This window comes from Candidatus Melainabacteria bacterium RIFOXYA2_FULL_32_9 (assembly GCA_001784615.1).
Taxonomy (GTDB): Bacteria; Cyanobacteriota; Vampirovibrionia; order Gastranaerophilales; family UBA9579; genus UBA9579.
The window spans coordinates 1-1,135 of record MFRQ01000171.1 but is presented as its reverse complement, the minus strand read 5'-3'; the positions used below and the strand labels follow the sequence as shown (position 1 = coordinate 1,135).

Here is a 1,135-nt window from a genome sequence, read left to right as displayed (position 1 = left end):
CATGTGCTTTTTTGCTTGAACCGATTCAAGGAGAGGCAGGAATAATTATTCCTCCTGATGGCTACCTAAAAGCGATTGAGGAAGTTTGTAAAGCTAATAATATACTGTTTATGGTTGATGAAATTCAGACAGGGCTTGGTAGAACCGGTAAATTGTTTGCATATAACCATGAAGATGTTGAGCCAGATGTTATTATAATTGGAAAAGCTCTATCAGGAGGGTTTTATCCCGTATCTGCGGTTCTTTCAAGAAAAGAAATCTTATCTGTTTTTAATCCGGGTGATCATGGCAGCACTTTTGGAGGAAATCCTCTAGGCTGTGCAGTAGCTAGAACGGCCCTTAGAGTTCTTATTGAGGAAAATTTAATTGATAGATCACTGGATCTTGGAAGATTTTTTATAGATAAACTTAAAAGAATCAAGTGTTCTAAGATTGTAGAAGTTAGAGGTAGAGGACTATTTATAGGTATAGAACTTAATATTCCTGCAAGGCCTTATTGTGAAAGACTTAAAGAAGAAGGAATATTATGTAAAGATACACATGATTACATTATAAGAATAGCTCCACCTTTAATTATATCTAAAGAAGAGATAGAATGGGCTTTTGAACATATTTCGAGAGTTCTTGAATCATAATATTTATTTGTTTGAACCGAAATGCTAAATTAGAAAAAAGCTTGATATAGCTGAGATTCAAGTTGCTAGTTAAACAATCGTGTATGTCATCACGAGGTGGCTAAGCCACTTTTTTAAGTTATCAATCATAGTTTTATCACCAAGATTGATGAGTTTGGAGAAGGTGACTGTGTCACCTGACGTGGTGACCTTTCCAATTCTGAATAATAGCTTGTAAAATGGATAGATTGCCACAGATTCCTTCGGAATCTTCGCAATGACAAAATTGATTAATGCTGTACATTTTTTATTTCCTGGATAGGCTCTAACCCACATTTTTAACTCATCAATCATTCCAAAATAGCACTCTGTCATTACGAGCCTTAATATGTGAATATAGACAATAATCGGGTAGAGGTATAAAAATAAGTGATATAGAACATATTCAGAAATCAAATTTTCCTAGTGTCATTGCGAGGAACGAAATGCAATGAAGTGACGAAGCAATCCAAAAAAAGATA

1 protein-coding gene and 1 pseudogene (1 of these 2 cut by a window edge) are annotated in these 1,135 nt (G+C 34.5%); one reads left to right on the top strand and one right to left on the bottom strand.

All coding sequences use genetic code 11. From position 1 onward, the window contains the following. Positions 1-635: pseudogene (locus A2255_02235) on the top strand (hypothetical protein); it begins 368 nt to the left of the window's first position. A 69-nt stretch (positions 636-704) separates the two neighbouring features. On the opposite strand, the gene A2255_02230 reads toward A2255_02235, so the two are convergent. Beyond that, on the bottom strand, positions 705-950 hold the full coding sequence (locus tag A2255_02230) for a hypothetical protein (GenBank protein ID OGI16565.1): 246 nt from the start codon (positions 948-950) through the stop codon (positions 705-707). Positions 951-1,135: the final 185 nt, after the last annotated feature.

Excerpts from the sequence above, each read along its gene's own strand:
- A2255_02230 (OGI16565.1), bottom strand. The coding sequence starts at position 950 with ATGTGGGTTAGAGCCTATCCAGGAAATAAAAAATGTACAGCATTAATC.